Raw genomic sequence first — 17308 nt, 5'->3', positions numbered from 1 at the left:
TTGTCGCGTTTGTACAATCCGGCCTGGCCAGCAAAATTTAGACTGGCCGGCATGAAAACTTACGACATCATTATTTCAGGCGCCGGCCCGGTCGGCCTGTTTCTCGCTTGCGAGCTGGCGCTGGCCAACTGTTCGGTGCTGATGCTGGAGAAGGCCGACGATCCGCACACGCCATTGAAGCAACTGCCGTTCGGCATCCGGGGACTGAACGCGCCGTCGATCGAGGCGCTGGACCGCCGCGGCCTGCTCGATCAGCTGGAGGTGCCCAAGCGGCTCAAGAATCCATTCGGCCATGTGGGCTCCACGCAGGCGGGGCACTTTGCCGGTATTCCGTTTTTGTACGGCGATATCGATACCGCGCAGTGGTCCCATCGCCTGCCCAGTTCCACGCCCACCAGCATGATCTCCGAAATGGCGGAGACCGAAGCGGTGCTGACGCGCCGCGCGCAGTCGCTGGGCGTTGAGATACTGCGCGGCGTCGGCGTGACCGGAGTTAAACAGGACGACGCCGGCGTTACCGTGCGGACTAGCGACAGCATCTTTCGCGCCTTGTGGCTGGTTGGCTGCGACGGCGCGCGCAGCGTGGTGCGCAAGGAGGGCGGCTTTGAGTTCGCCGGCACCGAGCCGGAATTTACCGGCTACACGGTGAAGGTCGATTTCGCCAATCCGGAACTGCTTAAGCCTGGCCGCAACGTCACGCCGCGCGGTATGTACTTCCAATCGCAGCCGGGCTATCTGGCGATCCAGGATTTTGATGGCGGCGCTTTTCATCAGCGCGGCGAGGCGGTCACGCTGGAACATCTGCAATCGGTGCTGCGCCGGATTTCGGCTACCGACGTCACCATCAGCGCGCTGCACGTCGCTACCACGTGGACCGACCGCGCGCGCCAAGCCACCAGCTACCGCAATGGCCGCATCCTGCTGGCCGGCGATGCGGCGCACATTCATTCACCGCTGGGCGGACAGGGATTGAATCTGGGATTGGGCGACGCGATGAATCTTGGCTGGAAGCTAGCGGCCACCATACGCGGCGATGCGCCGGACGGCCTGCTGGACAGCTACGAGGCCGAACGCCATCCGCTTGGCGTCCGTGTGCTGGACTGGTCGCGCGCGCAGGTTGCCATCATGCGTCCCGGCCCGGAGGCCAGCGCGCTGCATGCAATCTTCCGCGATTTGATCAAGACGCGCGATGGCGCGACCTATATCGCCGGCCGTGTGTGGGGCATCGCCACCAACAGCGTGCCTAACTTTGAAATTGATGGCGTGACAGTGCAGGCGCTGATGCGCGACGGCCAGGGCATGCTGCTGGACTTTGACGCCGATCCAGCGATGCGCAGCTGGGCCGCGCAACATGGCGTCAAGTATGTGACCGGCCGCGTGCCGGACCGGCTGGACTACCACGCCTTGCTGGTGCGGCCGGATGGCGTGGTGGTCTGGCGTGACGGCGACGGCGACCTGTCTCAGGCCGCCGCGCCGTGGTTCAGCACTAAGGCTTAAGGATCGAGCGGATCAGCCGGATCGATGCGCAGCGATTTGGCCGAGGGCCGGAAGGTCAGCTCGGTCGGCGACAAGCGCTTACCCACCGTGCCCGGCAGGTAGCCCAGTTCCTTCTGGTTGCGCGCCGAAAACTCCGGGCTCTCGATATAGCCGCTCTGGCCGGTATTGGTGATGATCAGGCTGTCCTTGTCCAGCGGCGCGCCCATCGCCACCAGCCGGCGCGTGACGTTGCGCAGGTTGGTGGTGGTATGGCGCGCATAGGGCTCGATGATGACGGACTCGGCCGGCACGCCATAGCGTTCGATCAGCGCGCGTCGCATCTCCACCGCTTCCACGTAGCGGGTGCCGCGCGGATGCACCGATGCGCCGCTGAGGATGATGAACGGCGCTTCGCCGTCGGCAAAGCGCTTGGCGGCCATGCGCACATTGAGCTTGCCGCGCGGGCTGAGCGGCAGCGCGTTTTCCGGGCCGATGCCGGGAATGATGAGCGCCGTGTAGCGGTACAGCTTCCAGTCGATGATGTGGGCGCGGCCTAGCGCCGCTGCGTTGTGCTGCGGATCGAGTGGCTCGAAGGCGATGGCGTCGTCGCGGCCGTTCGCGTCCAGCAGGGCCACCGCCAGCCGCAGGCTTGGATCGAGCGCCAGCGCCGGATCGTCGGCGCCGGCCTTGGCCATCGCTACAGCGTCAGCCACGGTGGCGGTGAAGTGCTGGCTGCCGGCCGGCTCAAGCGGGCCGTCGATCAGCGGGTAGTGCGGCGCCGCACCCAGTCCGTACACCTGCAGGATGCTGTTCAAGCCGCGCAGTTCGCGCCCAACCTGGGCCGGGATGCCGTCGTCGGCCAGCGCCGGCTTGCGCCAGGCCGAGGCCGGCGCTTTGGCGGCCGCAGCGGCCAGTTCGCCGATTTCGGCGTCGCTCCACAGCCCGGCGTTCAGCACGCAGGTCGGCGCCTGCTGGCAGGCGTCGATGCGGGCGCGGCGCGCGGCCAGCACGGCGTTGGCGTTGTCGAGGCGGGCGTTGCCCATGTCGCTCAACGCCGGGAACAGTTGCCGCGCCAGCAGCGACCAGTGCTGGTCGGTGACAGGGGCGGCGCCGCCCGGCAGCGACCAGGCGAGCGACAGGGCGAAGGACAGCGGCAGTAAGGTTTTTTTCATCATTCGGTTCACCATGCTTTACTCAGGACCAGGCGGAAGCTGCGGCCAAACACGGGACGTCCGTAGATGGCCTGCTGGCTGCCCTGGCCCGCCAGTGTATCAGTGCGCGTATTGCCTTCGGTCAGGCCTTTCGCATCGGTAAGGTTGTCGCCGGACAGTTGCAGCTTCCAGTCGCCGCGCGTGACCGAGACGCCGCCCCCCAGCGAGTGATAGGCCGGCAGCGCGGTGGCCTCGAAGAAGTCGACATAGCGCTTGCCGGTGTAGGAGTAGCTGCCGTACATCTCAACCAGATAATCCTGCACATTGAAGTCGTAGTTCGGGCGGATGTTGCCGAACACCTTAGGCTCGCGGATGATCTGGTTGCCAACCACCTTGGACGGATCGGCGCCGGTGGCGTTGACGAAGTCGCGGTACTGCGGATCCTGCACCGTCAGCGAACCGGCCAGCGAGAAGCGCGGTCCCAGCGCCAGCGAACCATCCAGCTCGGCGCCCTTGACCACCGCCTTGCCGAAGAACGGCACGGTCTGGTCGTTGCGGCCGGTGGCCGGGTTGAACGCGACGAACGAGGCGTTCAGCGGGTTGAACTGGGTGTAGAAGCCGGTCACGTACAGGTAGGAGCGGCCCATGGTCGCCTTGAAGCCGGCTTCAAACTGGTTGGCCTTGGTCTTCAGCACCAGCGGGTCGACCGACGCCGCCACCTGCATCGACGGCGGCACTTCCAGGTGCGAGGCGCGTGCATAGGCGCCCAGCTGTTTGGTGAAGTCGTAGTTGGCGCCCAGCGTCCAGTTGATGGTGTTGATGTTGTACTTGTGCGCCTGCACGCCGCCGGTGAAGGCGCGGGTGGTGTCGTCGGCCAGCGTTTTGGCATCGCCCAGGTTGACCTGGTTGGTCAGCAGCGCGTAGCCGTCGTAGTGATAGCGTTCGCGGCGCAGGCCGCCGTCCAGGCGCAGGCGGTCCGAGACTTCCCAGGTGTCGTTGACGTAGAAGGCGCCCATGCGCGCGTCGACGTCGCCCTGATTCAGCGTGGTGGTGTAGCGCAGCACGCCGTTGTCGGTCACCGACCCGAGCACCGCGCCGGAGGCCGAGTAGGCCACCATGTCCAGCGTGCGCGGCTTGCCTTGTACCTCGATCAGCATGTCGTTGTAGACCGACTTGCTGGTCTGGCCGTAGCCGCTCAGGTAGACGCCCAGCTTGACGTCGTGGTTGCCGCTGCCGGTCTGGAAGTTGCGCGTCAGGTTGATGTCGGCCTGGTTGGAATAAAAGTCCGAGCCGGCGGCGCGGTATTGCGCCTGCATCACCAGGCCGGAGGCAGCGGCGGGATTGTAGACCTGGCTGCCGTTGCTGCCGGCGATGGCGTAGCCGAGATGATCGACGGCGCCGAACGCGGTCTTGGCGGCGCCCAGGAAGCCGTTGGCAAACTGCGTGGCGTCGGCCGGGTTGGAGGTGGAATAGAAGGCGTCGAAGTCCAGCGTGCCCTTGGTGGCGCCGGCCTTGGCCGACAGCAGCCACTGGCCCAGTTCGCCCTCGTACTGCACGCCGAGGTTGCCGTATTCCAGATGGCGGCCGTTGGCCAGGTCGCGCGTGTCGGTCACCAGATTGCCGTTGCCGTCGCGATATTTCATCGGCACATTGCGCAGCGCCGGCGAATTCATGGTGCCGTCGAAGTAGTCGATGTACTGGTTCAGCGAGGCCGATGGATTGCGCGGGTCGGCAATCGGGATCGGCAGGTAGAAGGTGTTGTGGTCGTTCAGGTAGTTGCCGCTGACGGTCAGCGTGCCGTGTTCCAGTACGCGCTTGAGGTTGCCCCGGATCTGGCCGCCCTTGTCGTTGGGGAAGCCGTTGTCGCGGTGACCGTCATCCTGGCGGATAAAGCCGCCGACCGCGTAGAAGGTCTGGTCGTCGATCTTGCCGGCCTGGTACAGGTCGAGCCGCGCCAGGCCGGTGGTGCCCAGCGTTACTTGCGCCTTGCCCTTGGTTTTGTCGGTGCCGGTGACGGTGCTGCTGTTGACGATGGCCGCCGCCTGGCTGGCGTAGATCGAGGCCGGGCCGCCACGCACGACTTCGAGGCTTTTGGTCATCAGGTCGTAGCGGTTGAGGCTGTCGCCACGGAAGAAGAAGCCGTTGATTTCGGTGAACAGCGGCAGGCCGTCCTGCTGGAACAGCGCCAGGCCGTCGTCGGTCGGAATGCCGCGCACGCGGGTGATGTTCTGCACCTCGCCGCCGGTGGCCTCAACCTGGATGCCGGGCAGCTTGCCCAGCAGGTCGGCCATGCTTTGCGGCGCCAGTTTCTGCACCTCGTTCTGCGACAGCGCGTTGACGGCATACGAGACGTCAAAACGGCGCTGCGGGCGGGCCGAACCGGTGACCACCACGCTGTCGACCTCGGCGGCCGGGGCTTCTGCGGACGGCGTGGTTTCTTGTGCCAGCGCGGGGCCGGCGACCGCGCATGCCATGCTGATGGCGTGCGCCAGCATCTTCTTTTTGGTACTCATCGATTTCTCCAGTGGGTAGGGAAGGCAACTGGCGGCGAGTATAGGACGGCATTTTCGGTATAATTATTTATTACTTGTAAAATAAATAGAATATGACAATTGTGTGACAAGAATTGTCTGTTTTATACCGTTTGTATGAAAATTGCGCGGCTAAAACTGTCTTCAGAAGAAAAACGTTTGTTATGGCACCTGCGGACCAAGGGCGCGATGCCACGCACCGAGCTGTCGCTGGCGCTGCAGGTCAGCAATTCGGCGCTGACCAAGCTGTCGCGCAACCTGATCAGCCTGGGGTTGGTGGAGGAGCAGGCGTCGGCCGATGTCAGCGGTCGTGGCCGGCCGACGGTGCCGCTGACGATTTCGCCGGCGGGCGGCTTCGCGGTCGGCGCCACGCTGCACAAGGGTGTGCTGGAGATCGCGCTGGTCGATTACGCCGGCGGCATCATTTCGCTGACCAGCGAAGATGTCGGCGCGCCGGACCCGCAGGCGTTTGCGCGCCTGCTGGAACAGCGCATCACCGAACTGTCGGTCCGGCATAAATTGCTGGGCGGGCGTTTTCTCGGCGTTGGCGTCGGCCTGCCGGGGCCGCCGAAGGGACGCGCCGGCAACAGCTGGAACATCGTCAACGACCTGCCTGGCTGGCGCGACGTGCCGCTGCGCCAGCTCCTCGATGATGCGCTGGGCCTGCCTACCATGCTGGAGAACGACGCCAACCTGTCGGCGCTGGCCGAATACTATCTGGACGATACCGTGCGGCGCGCGGCGACGGCGGTGGTGTTCCTGCTCGGCTATGGCATCGGCGCCGGCGTGATCGAGGACGGCCGCCTGCTGAAGGGGCAATTCGGCGGCGCCGGCGATATCGGCGGCCTGTATCCGATGGACCAGCCGCGTCCGACCACGATGGACCTGCTGTCGGTGCTGCGCGAGGCCGGCTGTCCAATCCAGTCGGTGGCGCATTTCGATCAGGCGGTGGCCGGCCATGAGGCGGTGATCGAGCGCTGGCTGGAGCGCGCCGCCGGCCAGCTGGAACTGGTGGTCAACAGCGCCATCTCGTGGTTCGATCCGGGCGAAATCATCTTCTCCAGCCCATTGCCGGAATCGCTCATGGCGCGGCTGGCGGCGCGCCTCAACCAGGGGCAGTTGCGCTGGCCGGCGCACCGGCCATCCGCCGCCATCCGCGTGTCGCGGCTGGGCGGCAGCTCAATCGCGCTGGGTGCGGCCCTGTTGCCGATCCACGCTTCCAGCGCCGTGTCGTTCTGGTAAGGCGCCATGAGCGGTCATCGCTATCTGCTGAGCCGTGACCGCCACCTGATCGGCTACTCGGCCGGCAATTTCGGCAAGAATCTGTTGCTGGGCAGCGTGGACGTGACGCTGCTGTTCCTGCTGACCGATTTGCTGGGCGTAGCGCCGCAGCAGGTCAGCCTGTTGATGGCGGTGGTGTTCTGCGGCGACCTGCTGCTGGACCTGGGCGCCGGCCTGCTGGCCAGCCGGGCGCAGAACCATGGCATTGGCTACCGCCGGCTGATTGTGCTGGGCACGCTGCCGTGCGCGCTGGCCTTCGCGCTGTTCTTCAGCCTGCCGCTGATGGGGCACCCCAGCCTGGAGCTGACGTGCGCAGCGATACTGCTGTTCCGTGCCGCCTACGCAGTCATCGACGTGCCGCATAACAGCCTGCTGGCGCGGGTGGCCAGCGACAGCCGCGCGCGCGGACGGGCGTCCGGCTACCGCACGGTGTTCAGTTCTGCCGCCGGCGTGGTCATCGCAACGGTGTCGGTGCCGTTGGTCGGCAGCGCCGGCCAGCATGCCGCACCTGGCCAGTTGGCGTGGCTGGGCGTGGCCGGCGGCCTGCTGTTCTGCGGCGCCATGCTGTTGGCCGCTTGGTCGTCGCGCGAGGAACCTGGCGCTGGCGCGCTGCGCAGGACGCGCGCAGTGTTCCTGCCTCGGCTGGACCGGTTGTTCGCGGCGATGGCGATGATCGCCGTCGTGACCGGATTCGCCGTGCCGGTGTTTGGCAAAATGATGTTGTACATCGCCACCTACGCCTGGCGCCAGCCGGCGCTGGCGGGGCGGGTGCTGTTCATGCTGACGCTAGGGCAGTTCGCCGGCGCGGTGTGGTGGATCTTCATGCTCCGCTATCACGACAAGACGCGGCTGCTGGCGGTCAGCCACTGCGTGGCGCTGGGCGGCATCGCCTTGTTTGCGCTGGCCGGCGCCGAGCCGATGCTGCTGATGGCGACAGCGGCGTTAATCGGCATCGGCTTTGGCGGCATCTTCATGCTGCCGTGGGGGATACTGGCCGATGTCATCGATTTCGCCGAGTTCCGGCACCGCGAGCGGCGCGAGACGGCGACCTTCGCCACCATGCTGGTGATCCTCAAGGCCGGCGCGGCGGCATCGGCGGCGGCCATCGGCTGGACGCTGGCGGCGCTGGGCTATGTGCCGGGCATGGCGCAGCCGCCATCGGTGGTGCAGGGCATGCAGTGGCTGGCGTTCGGCGTGCCGGCGCTGGGCTCTGTGCTGGCGGTGCTGACGTTGCGGCGGCTGGCGATCGGCCATCAGGCGCATGCCCGAGTGCTGCGCGCCAACCAGTTGCGGTGCAGCCGTGTACCGGCTTAGCGCCGCTCGCCGCGCGTCTTGAGCTGGTCGAGCAGCACGGCGACCAGCAGGATCAGGCCGCGCATCAGGTATTGGTAGAAGGCGTCGACGTCCAGCAGGTTCATGACGTTTTCTACCGTCCCCATAATCAGCACGCCGATCAGCACACCGAAGATGCGCGCCTTGCCGCCCTGGAGCGAGACGCCGCCCAGCACGCAGGCGGAGATGACGTCCAGTTCAAAGCCCTGCGCCGCATTCGGCTGGCCGCTGGTGATGCGCGAGGCGAGGATCAGGCCCGCCATCGCGGTCACTACGCCTTGCAGCAGGAAGATCCACACGCGCAGCCGTTCGACGCGCACGCCGGCCAGCCGCGCGGCTTCCGGATTGCCGCCAATGGCCAGCGTGTTGCGGCCGAAGACCGTCTGGTTCAGCAGGATGCCGAAGACCACGAAGCAGGCGCCGGCCACCAGCACCGGCAGCGGCAGGCCGAAGATGCGGGTGTCGCCGAAGTCGATGAAGCTGTCGTCGTTGATGCCGACGGCCTGGCCTTTGGAGACGATGAAGGCCAGGCCGCGCACCATCAGCATGGTGGCCAGGGTGGCGATCAAGGCGTTGACGCGCAGGTAGGCGATCAGGACGCCATTGAGGGCGCCGATCAGCGCACCGGCGCCCAGACCTGCAGCAACGGCGATGGCGACGCTGCCGCTGTGTTCCAGCACGATGGCGCCCAGCACGCCGGCGAAGGCGATGGTGGAGCCGACCGACAGGTCGAAGTCGCGCGAGGCGAGGCACAGCATCATGGTGCAGGCCACCATGCCGATCTGCGCGACCGACAGCATCAGGCCGATGACGTTGGTCACGGAGAAGAAGTTTTCCACCGTGGCCGATAGTACGGCGAACAGCACCAGGTAGGCCAGCGGCATGCTGTATTCCGATAGCCATTGGCGCGAGATCAGCGGCGAGGCCGCAGCGGCAGGATTGAGTTGAGAGACGCTCATGCGATGCTCCGTGTAGGTTGGGCAGGCGATTCGATGTAGGCGGCCGGCGCGGTGGGTGTGGCAGTGGCTGCGGCGGGCGTGGCGCCGTCGGGCAGGGCGAGGCGCAGGACTTCGGTTTCGTTGGCGTCGGCGCGCGACAGTTCGCCGCAGATGGCGCCTTCGCGCATGACGATCACGCGGTCGGCGATGCCCAGCACTTCCGGCAATTCGCTCGATACCACGATCACGCAGCAACCGCGCTCCGCCACTTCATGGATGATGCGGTAGATATCGTTCTTGGCGCCGACGTCAATGCCACGCGTCGGCTCATCGAGTATCAGCACCTTGAGGCCCGGCTCCGCCAGCCAGCGCGCCAGAATCACCTTCTGCTGATTGCCGCCGGAGAGCAAACGAATCTCCTGTTGGTGATTGGGCGTCTTGATGCGCAGGCGGGCGATGAATTCATCCGCCAGCGCCGCCTCGCGCTTGTGGCGCAGGAACACGCCGCCACGCAGATCGTTACGACGCACGCTGATGTTGATATTCTCCGCCACCGACGCCGTGGCAAGAATGCCTTGCTCCTTGCGGTCCTCCGGACACAGCACGATGCCGGCGGCAATAGCATCCGCCGGCCCGCCGGTGGCAACAAGCGCGCCGTCCAGTAACACCGTGCCGGCGGTGCGCGCATCGGCGTTGTACAGCAGACGCATTAACTCGCTGCGTCCCGCACCCACCAGGCCAAAGAAGCCCAGCACCTCGCCGCCATGCACGCTGAAGCTTTGCGGGCCTTTAACGTGCTTGCCGTCCAGGCCTTGTACCTGCAGGCGCGCTTGCGTATGCGGACGTTCGCGGTAATCGTAGATATCGCTCAGTTCACGGCCGACCATATCGCTGATCAGCCGATCGCGCGGCACGTCGGCCATCACATCATGCGTGACGATCTTGCGGCCGTCGCGGAAGATGGTGCAGGCGTCGCACAGCTCATATAGCTCTTCCAGCCGGTGCGAAATGTAGATCAGTGTGCGGCCATCGGCGCGCAGCTCTTTCACTAAGCGGAACAGGATTTCGGTTTCGCGGTGCGATAGCGAGGAGGTAGGTTCGTCGAACGCGATCACCTGCGCGTCCTGCATGATGGCTTTGCAGATCTCCACCATCTGCCGCTGCGCGATCGACAGGTCTGCCAGCCGCGCGGCCGGCGACAGGTCCACACCGATGGCGGCCAGCTTCTCCGCCACGATGCGATGCGCGCGCGCCTTGTCGAGAAAGCCGAAACGCGTCGGCATGCGGCCCAGCAGCACATTCTCGGCCACCGTTAATTCGGGCACGTACTGCAATTCCTGATGGATGATGGCGACGCCGGCGCGGATCGCATCCTTGGCGCTGGTGAAGTGGCGCTCCTGCCCATCCACCAGCAGCCGTCCGCCATCCGGCTTGTACTGGCCGCCGAGGATTTTCAGCAGCGTTGACTTGCCTGCGCCATTCTCACCCAGCAGCCCATGCACCTGGCCGGCGTGCGCTGCGAAGCTCACACCGTTCAGCGCCTTCACGCCGGGGAAGAATTTGCAGACCTGGTCGAATTCCAGATATGCGGCCATGGCTACTGGCCCATCGCTTTGCGGACCTCGGCCTGATTGGCGCGGGTCATCAACATCCCTTTGGTGAGTACTTCAGCCGGTGGCGTGGCTTTGCCGGTGATCCAGTTAACCAGATTGATAGAGGTCTGGTAGCCGTGTTCCCTGGCGCTGATCATCACCGAGCCAAAGAAGCCGGTCGGCTGCGGCTTGTTCAATTCATTTTCTGCGGCCTTGGCGCCGCCGATGCCGATGCCGATCATGTTGTCGGCCTTGATGCCGCGTCCTTCGGCAGCGCGTACCGCACCCAGTACCGCTTCATCGTTCAGGCCCACTGCCACCCAGTGTTTGAACTTGGCGTTCTTGGTCAGTGCGATGTTGGTGGCGTTGAAGGCGTTTTCGGTGTCGGTCTTGGCTTGGGGAGCGTCGATGATGTTTGCGGCCGGGAAGCCGGCGGCTTTCAGCGCATCGACGGCGCCGGTAGTGCGTTCTTTCCCGGTCGGGAGCTGGTCGTAGGCGACGCGGATCGCGCCGACTTCCGCCATATTCCATTTGCGGGCCTTGATTTCGGCGATGATGCCTTCGCCAACCTGCTTGCCGATCTGGTAGCCGGAAATGCCCATGTGGGGAATGGACTCAATCGGCTTGCCGCTGCCGTCGACCAGGCGGTCATCGACTGAAACGACTTTGAGGTTGTTGCGCTTGGCCGCGCGTTCGATGGCCTTGCCCAGCTTGACGTCCGGCGCGCAGATGACAAAACCCTGTGCCTTCTGCGCCGCCAGATTGTCGATGGCCGCCATGGTTTTCTCGCCGTTGGGGATGCCGATCTTCACCAGCGTGAAGCCTTTCTCCTTGGCGGCGACTTCCGCATAGCGCCACTCATCCTGGAACCACGGCTCCTCCGCCTGTTTGACGAGGAAGCCGATTTTTACGGGATCAGCGGCATGCGCCCAGGCCGCAGCGCAAAGCGCCGCAGCAACCAACAAAGTACGTTTCATATCCTGTCTCCATTCGATTTATATCGTTATTATGGGTTGATACGTAATTGATACACTGGAATCACCGTCACACTGCGCACGGTTGCCATCTGCTTCGCGCCGCCGAAATCGGGGCGTGCCTCTTTGGGCAGGTAGATAGGCGCATCGGCGCGGAGCGGCAATACGGATACGGTGAGCGGCTGGTCCAGCAGCGCGGCTTGCTGACGCAGGCCGAACTGCCATTGATAGCCGCTGTAGTACCAGTCATCCAACATGCGGGTGCCTGAGTACACGCGGCCGATGTCGCCGACAAAGTCGATTTGCAGCAGCGCGTCGTCCAGGCCTTTCAGCTGCTCGCGCGGGACGTTGATCTGCCATGCGCCTGCGGCCTTGAAGTTTTCCGGCGCCGGCTGGATGGCCGCCTTCGCGGTGCCGCCGATGACCACAGGCGCCGCTTCCTGCGCGTTGCGGGTTTGCGTGACAGTAGCCTTGATCTCGTGCGCAGGCAGCGTCGCTTCAAACGCCTGGAAGATGCCGTCGTTGCCGGCCGCGCGCAGGGCGACGGTGGCGGTAGGTGCATCCACAGCCGCATTCGCGCCGGCGTTGGACGGCGCTGCCGCCGCCTTGGCCGCTGGCTTGGCATTCCATGCCGCGCCGGTGGTGGTGGCCTTCGGCGCATTCGCCAGCGCAGGATAAATCGCGAAGCGGAACTTGCTGTCGCCGACCGAACGCAGTTGCAGCGCGTTGCCGTCCACATAGGCCTGGTCGGCGCTCAGCAGCAGGCGCTGTTGGCCTGCCAGTTGCACCACGCTCAGTTGCTGCGATTGTTCCGCCGTAAGTACCACGATGGTCAGCGGACGCTTGCCATCGCGCTGCACGGTCACCGCCGCACCAGCACCAGGCTGCACGCCGGTGACCAGCGTGTGGCCGCCATTAGTGGCAACGTGTGCGCCGCCTGCCGCCGTCACGCGCACACTCGCGTCGAACGACAGTTCTACCGGCACGCCGGCGTTGGCGCCGAATACCGCCACCAGGCCTGCCTTGCCCTGATCCAGCAGCGTTAAAGGCTGGGCGGTGGCGTAGTGCAGGTTGGTGCCGTCGAGGTCCAGGTTCAGCGGCCAGATGAAGTAGGCGCCATTAGCTATGTCCACCGGCTTGCTCGGCAGCGTGATGCTTTGTCCCGGCAGCTTGACGTTGAACTGCGTCGCGTTCTGCGCCGCCATTGGATACTGGCGTACGTGGTTGTTCACGAACAGGAAGCCGCGCTCACCTTCGCTGCGCACGGCAAAGCGCGCCGTGGTCAGGTCATCCGGCTTGGCCGGCGACACGTCCGGCTTGCGCACGGTCATAGGCGCCAGGCGCGAACCGAAGGCGCGCGTGAACAGATGGAATGGCCGCAGCTTCTCCAGCACCTTGCGCTGCTGGCCATCCGGGCCGAGTGGCGCCTGGAAGTCGTAACTGATCATGGTGGTGTCGTTGTAGCCGCCACTGAGGGTGCTTTCTTCCATGCCGGTGCCGCCCAGGCTCAGCGGATTGCGGCCGCCGTGGAACATGTAGTAGCCCATCAGGTTGACGCCGGAGCCCAGCTGCACCGGCAGCATGGAGGCGATATCGTCGGCCGACACCACGGTTCGGCGGCGATACATGAACGGCAGGCCGGCGCCATATTCGGCGCCGAGGAATGGGGTGACTTCCTTGTCGGTTTCGGCGGTGCCCGGCGCGTGGGCGGCGGTTTGCGCACCCAGGTCGCCGCTGACGCGGGTGTCGAAGCGGAAGGCGTAGGTCTCTTTCGCCGGCAGCTCCTTGGTGCTCACGCCCCAAGGCTCGTCGGGATAGCCGCCGAACACCGGCGTTACTTCGCCGCTCGGGTAGATGGTGCCATCCCAGCCGGTGACGGTGTAGTAGGGCACATCCATGCCCGCCTTCAGCGCCAGCTTTTTCAGCGCAGCGATGTGTTCCGCGCCTTTGCCAGGACCATCGATGTTGTATTCGTTTTCCAGCTGGATGCCGATCACATGGCCGCCGTCTTTCCACAGCTGGCCTTTCAGCTGCTGGCCGATCTGGCCATACAGGCGCTCGACGAAGCGCATGTATTGCGGATCGTTGGAGCGGGTCGGCATGGCGTTGACCACCCAGTCCGGGAAGCCGCCGAAGCGCACTTCGGCGTGTGCCCACGGGCCGACGCGGACCACCACATCCAGACCGGCCTTGCCGGCCAGTTCGATGAAGTGGCGCAGGTCGCGGTTGCCGGACCAGTCGAATTTACCTTCAACTTCTTCGTGGTGGTTCCACATGACGTAGCTGGCGACGATGTCGATGCCGGCCGCTTTCATCTTGCGCAGTTCCGCTTCCCATTGCGAGGCAGGCGTGCGGCTGTAGTGGAATTCGCCCATCACCGGCAGCCATGGGGCGCCGTTGCGGGTCAGGTAGCGGGCGTTGGCGCCGAGCGTGGCGCCATTCGGTGCGGTGGCTGTGCCGAGGCGCAGCGCGGCGTTGAGCGGGGCGGGCGTTGGAGCGCTGGCGTCGATGGACAACGTGCCGGCGCCGGCAAAGCCGGTGGCCAGCACGCTTGCCACCACCGCCGCGCAAATGCGGAGGCGGGGCGCGATTACCATTCGGCGACGCTGCCGTCTTCGTGGCGCCATACCGGGTTGCGCCAGTCCGGCGCGTTCTTGGCGGCTTCGATGACGCGCTCTTCGTCCACTTCCACGCCCAGGCCTGGTTTCGGCAGCGGGTTGCAGTAGCCGTCGATGATCTTGAAGTCTTCCTTGTTGACCACGTAGTCCAGCAGTTCGCCGCCCTTGTTGTAGTGGATGCCCATGCTTTGCTCTTGCAGCACGGCGTTGTACGACACGAAGTCCACCGCCAGGCAGGCCGCCAGCGCGACCGGTCCCAGTGGGCAGTGCGGCGCCAGCGTGATGTCGTAGGCTTCGGCCATCGAGGCGATCTTCAGGCACTCGGTGATGCCGCCGGCGTGCGACAGGTCCGGCTGCACGATCGACAGGCCACCGGCCGCGAACACGTTCTTGAATTCGAAGCGCGAGTACATGCGCTCACCGGCGGCCAGCGGGATCGAGGTCATCTCGGCCAGGCGCGGGTAGTATTCGGCCTGCTCGGCCAGTACCGGTTCTTCCACGAACAGCGGACGGAATTGTTCCAGTTCGCGCAGCAGGGTCTTGGCCATCGGCGCGGCCACGCGGCCGTGGAAGTCCAGGCCGAATTCGATGGTGGTGCCGAAGGCTTCGCGGATCTCGGCCACGCGGCGCACCGCTTCGTCCACTTTGGCCGAGGTGTCCAGCATGCCCAGTTCTTCGGTGCCGTTCATCTTGAAGGTGTTGAAACCGCCTTTTTGCAGCGTGCGGATTTGTTCGATGATGTCCGACGGACGGTCGCCGCCGACCCAGCTGTACATCTTCATGCGGTCGCGCACCAGGCCGCCCAGCAGTTCGTACACCGGCTTGCCCAGCACTTTGCCCTTGATGTCCCACAGCGCCTGGTCGATACCGGCGATCGCGCTCATCAGGATGGCGCCGCCACGGTAGAAGCCGGCGCGGTACATGGTCTGCCACAGGTCGTTGATGCGGGCCGGGTCCTGGCCGATCAGATACGGCTCCATCTCCTGAACCGCAGTCTCCACGGTGCGGGCGCGGCCTTCGATGACCGGTTCGCCCCAGCCGACGACGCCTTCATCGGTTTCGATTTTCAGCAGCATCCAGCGCGGTGGAACACGGTAGGTCGTCAGTTTAGTGATTTTCATAGGGTAAAGTCAGGATGGAGTTCGGGGAACAGACGCTCAGTCTAAAACGGCCGGCTAGACTGGAAATATGATTAATTCGCTGGGAGCCATATCATTATCGGATAGCAGCCGTGGGTGCTCAAATCTGGCGCAGCTATCCGATATCTGCATGGCTGGCCGCGCTTTATTCATAGCTGAGGCCAGCCGCCTTCCCTTAGACTTTCCGTTGTCGAAAACCGTTTCAGGACTCCTATGAATGTAGCAACGCATGCAGCCACCTCGGTCGCGTCCACGCCCGGCATCATGCTGATCCGGGTGGGGCAGGCCGGCTGCGCGCTGCGTTGGGATGCTGTACAGCAATGTTGGCGCTGGCCTGATCCGGTCGGCAGCCAATTGTATGCATGGCCGGCGCCGCCCGCCATGCCGAGCGGCGTCCGCCTGCAAGAGAGCGCCTGCGTGATGGTGTGTTGCAGCTCCGGCCGAGTGCTGCTGGGGCTGGGCAAGCGGCTCGGCATGCTGGAACTGCCGCAGCCCGGCCAGCCGGTGCGCACCTTGCAGGCCCAGGTGCTGATCACCATCGACGCCGCCGAACCGCGCACCAGCATCAGCGACGGCTGTACCGACCGCGACGGCAATTTCGTGTTCGGCACCGCCAACACCGCGCAGGACCAGCGGCCGATCGGCAGTTTTTACCAGTATTCGCAGCGCTACGGCCTGCGCCGGCTGGCTTTGCCGGCGGTGGTCAAGGCCGCCAGCATCGCTTTCAGCCCGGACGGCCGCAAGATGATCTTCGCCGACGCCACCCGCGGCGAGTTGATGCAATGCGACTACGATGCCGAGCGGGCCAAGGTCAGCGGGATGAAAACGTTTTCGGAGCTGGTGGAGCGCGGCGCCGGCGCCGCCATCGCTGATAGTAAAGACAACATCTGGAGCGTGCAGGGCGGCGTGCTGGTGCAGTACGACAGCGCCGGCCAGGTGTTGCGGCAGATTTCGCTGGCGCGCGAGGCCGTCGCCTCGGTGGCGTTTGGCGGCGACGGCCTGCGGCAATTGCTGGTGCTCGGCGCGCAGGGCGGCCTGTACGGTTTACCGCCGGATGTGGCCAAGGGGCTGGCGCGCGGCGTCGCCGACAGCTTGTTTATTGATAGCGGTAGCGCTTCCATACCGGTTTCGCGCACGTGACGGTGATTGACGCTGGTCCAGCCCGCATTTATGATGGGCAATCAAACCAATCACCCTTATGACTGATTCCCGCTCGGACCGCTTTGTTCGTTCCCACCTGAAAACCCGCCACCTGGTCTTGCTCGTAGAGCTGGGCCGGCATGGCTCCATCGCTCACGCAGCGCAAGCCGCCAACCTGACGCAGCCTGGCGCGTCCAAGTTATTGGGCGAGCTGGAACACGCGCTGGGCGTGCAGCTGTTCGAGCGCCTGTCGCGCGGCGTGTCGCCAACATGGTACGGCAAGGTGCTGATCCGCCGCGCCGGCGCGGCGCTGGCCGAGATGGATGCGGCGCATCAGGAAGTGATGGAACTGCTGTCCGGCCTGCGCGGCCGCGTGGGTCTGGGCACGGTGCTGGCGCCGGCCACCGGCCTGGTGCCGAAGGCGATCAACCTGCTGAAGGCACGCCATTCGCGCGTGCATGTGGCGGTGACCATGTCGACCAGTAAAGTGCTGGTCGAGCGCCTGCGTAGCGGCGAGCTGGATCTGGTGGTGGGCCGCATCCTCGATACCGAGGCGGCCGATGAACTGAATTTCGAACCGCTGACCGACGAGCCGCATGTGCTGATCGCGCGCGCCAGCCATCCGCTGATCGACCGCGCGGACCTGAAGCTGGAAGACTTGATGGAGCAGTGCTGGATCCTGCCGCCGGCTGGCTCCATTTTGCGCGATCGCCTGACCGCGCTGTTTTTATCGCATGGCCTGGAGCAGCCGGCGGAAACCGTCGAAACGCTGGACATGCCGGTGGTTGCTAGTCTCCTGCTCAATAACGACATGATCGTGGCGCTGCCGGTGGAAGCGGTGCAGCCGTATCTGGACGCCGGTTTGCTGAAGGCGCTGCCGTTCGATCTGGGCGTGAGCATGGATTCGTTCGGCATTGTGACGCGCAAGCGACACCAGCTCTCGCCTGGCGCCGATGCCATGCTGATCGCGCTGCGCGACGCCGCAGCCAGCATCTATCCTCACTATCGCGCGCCAACGCAGGGTTGACTTGCAGCGTGATATACGAACTTGGTATGGCCCGCGCTAAATAATCTATTGGTTTGTAAATTGGTGTTTCGCTAGCATCCGGTTATCCGTCCAATCTTTAACAGAGACG

The 17308-nt window shown here is 64.9% G+C and carries 12 protein-coding genes; 5 read left to right on the top strand and 7 right to left on the bottom strand.

The annotated features are described in order from the left end of the window. Positions 1 to 51: 51 nt before the first annotated feature. Positions 52 to 1497: an FAD-dependent monooxygenase gene (locus GTP69_RS07515; protein ID WP_161054287.1), complete on the top strand. Its 1446-nt coding sequence runs from the start codon at positions 52 to 54 to the stop codon at positions 1495 to 1497. Here the strand turns inward: GTP69_RS07515 and GTP69_RS07510 are convergent. Further along, a complete protein-coding gene (locus tag GTP69_RS07510) occupies positions 1494 to 2651 on the bottom strand; it encodes a YdcF family protein (protein WP_202424329.1) in 1158 nt (385 codons plus the stop codon). The two genes, GTP69_RS07515 and GTP69_RS07510, sit on opposite strands and share 4 nt — an antisense overlap. A 5-nt stretch (positions 2652 to 2656) precedes the next feature. After that, positions 2657 to 5140: a TonB-dependent receptor gene (locus GTP69_RS07505; RefSeq protein WP_202424328.1), complete on the bottom strand. Its 2484-nt coding sequence runs from the start codon at positions 5138 to 5140 to the stop codon at positions 2657 to 2659. A 207-nt stretch (positions 5141 to 5347) separates the two neighbouring features. Between GTP69_RS07505 and GTP69_RS07500 the strand changes: the two genes are divergently transcribed. Both GTP69_RS07500 and GTP69_RS07495 read left to right on the top strand, forming a co-directional pair. Next, entirely contained in the window at positions 5348 to 6400 is a 1053-nt protein-coding gene (locus tag GTP69_RS07500; RefSeq protein WP_202424327.1) for an ROK family protein, read from the top strand. 6 nt (positions 6401 to 6406) lie between these two features. Beyond that, positions 6407 to 7753: an MFS transporter gene (locus GTP69_RS07495; protein WP_161054285.1), complete on the top strand. Its 1347-nt coding sequence runs from the start codon at positions 6407 to 6409 to the stop codon at positions 7751 to 7753. Here the strand turns inward: GTP69_RS07495 and araH are convergent. From araH to dgoD, 5 genes are read right to left on the bottom strand one after another with little or no spacing between them, the layout of a single operon-like run. Continuing rightward, positions 7750 to 8730: an L-arabinose ABC transporter permease AraH gene (araH, locus tag GTP69_RS07490; RefSeq protein WP_110844879.1), complete on the bottom strand. Its 981-nt coding sequence runs from the start codon at positions 8728 to 8730 to the stop codon at positions 7750 to 7752. The two genes, GTP69_RS07495 and araH, sit on opposite strands and share 4 nt — an antisense overlap. After that, on the bottom strand, positions 8727 to 10304 hold the full coding sequence (gene araG, locus GTP69_RS07485) for an L-arabinose ABC transporter ATP-binding protein AraG (protein ID WP_161054284.1): 1578 nt from the start codon (positions 10302 to 10304) through the stop codon (positions 8727 to 8729). The genes araH and araG overlap by 4 nt, the downstream gene beginning before the upstream one ends. Positions 10305 to 10306: 2 nt before the next feature. Further along, the gene (locus GTP69_RS07480) at positions 10307 to 11278 is read right to left on the bottom strand and encodes an arabinose ABC transporter substrate-binding protein (protein ID WP_161054283.1); all 972 of its coding nucleotides are present in this window, start codon (positions 11276 to 11278) and stop codon (positions 10307 to 10309) included. 29 nt (positions 11279 to 11307) lie between these two features. After that, a complete protein-coding gene (locus GTP69_RS07475; RefSeq protein WP_161054282.1) occupies positions 11308 to 13872 on the bottom strand; it encodes a beta-galactosidase in 2565 nt (854 codons plus the stop codon). Further along, positions 13866 to 15014 (bottom strand): galactonate dehydratase, encoded by a 1149-nt coding sequence (gene dgoD, locus GTP69_RS07470; protein ID WP_161054281.1) that lies wholly within the window; start codon positions 15012 to 15014, stop codon positions 13866 to 13868. The genes GTP69_RS07475 and dgoD overlap by 7 nt, the downstream gene beginning before the upstream one ends. 231 nt (positions 15015 to 15245) lie before the next feature. Between dgoD and GTP69_RS07465 the strand changes: the two genes are divergently transcribed. Together GTP69_RS07465 and GTP69_RS07460 are read left to right on the top strand one after the other, a co-directional pair. Beyond that, entirely contained in the window at positions 15246 to 16172 is a 927-nt protein-coding gene (locus GTP69_RS07465) for an SMP-30/gluconolactonase/LRE family protein (protein ID WP_229260847.1), read from the top strand. A 58-nt stretch (positions 16173 to 16230) separates the two neighbouring features. After that, complete coding sequence (locus GTP69_RS07460; RefSeq protein WP_161054280.1) at positions 16231 to 17199, top strand: LysR substrate-binding domain-containing protein; 969 nt, start codon at positions 16231 to 16233, stop codon at positions 17197 to 17199. Positions 17200 to 17308 lie beyond the last annotated feature (109 nt).

This window comes from Duganella levis (genome assembly GCF_009857605.1).
Classification (GTDB): domain Bacteria; phylum Pseudomonadota; class Gammaproteobacteria; order Burkholderiales; family Burkholderiaceae_D; genus Rugamonas; species Rugamonas levis.
The sequence above is the reverse complement of the archived record's forward strand: the minus strand, read 5'-3'. Positions and strand labels throughout refer to the sequence as shown.